Below are 257 nucleotides of genomic sequence, written 5' to 3'. Positions count from 1 at the left end.
GGCTTTATCAAAAGCGGCGACCAGCTCTTCATGCTCAAAAGGATCTTGCATGGTAGACAAGCGCACATTGACCAGTTTTTGTGGCAAAATTTCAAAGCCTTCCATGAGGTCACTCAAGGCTTTATTCTGTGCTTGCATAACGGCCAATACTTGCAAGCTTGCGATAATCGCATCACCGGTACGACTTTTGTCTAAGCACAATATATGCCCAGATGGTTCACCGCCTAGTATCCAGTCATGAGCGGCAAGCTCTTGCA

The 257-nt window shown here is 46.7% G+C and carries 1 pseudogene; it reads right to left on the bottom strand.

Features of this window, described 5'->3' with window-relative positions:
* Positions 1 to 257: pseudogene (glmM, locus tag AAEY80_RS14670) on the bottom strand (phosphoglucosamine mutase); the annotation flags it as partial.

This window comes from Psychrobacter sp. 78a-MNA-CIBAN-0178 (assembly GCF_040309625.1).
Taxonomy (GTDB): Bacteria; Pseudomonadota; Gammaproteobacteria; order Pseudomonadales; family Moraxellaceae; genus Psychrobacter; species Psychrobacter okhotskensis.
Note: the sequence above shows the minus strand (reverse complement) of the source record. Positions and strands in the feature narration are given on the sequence as shown.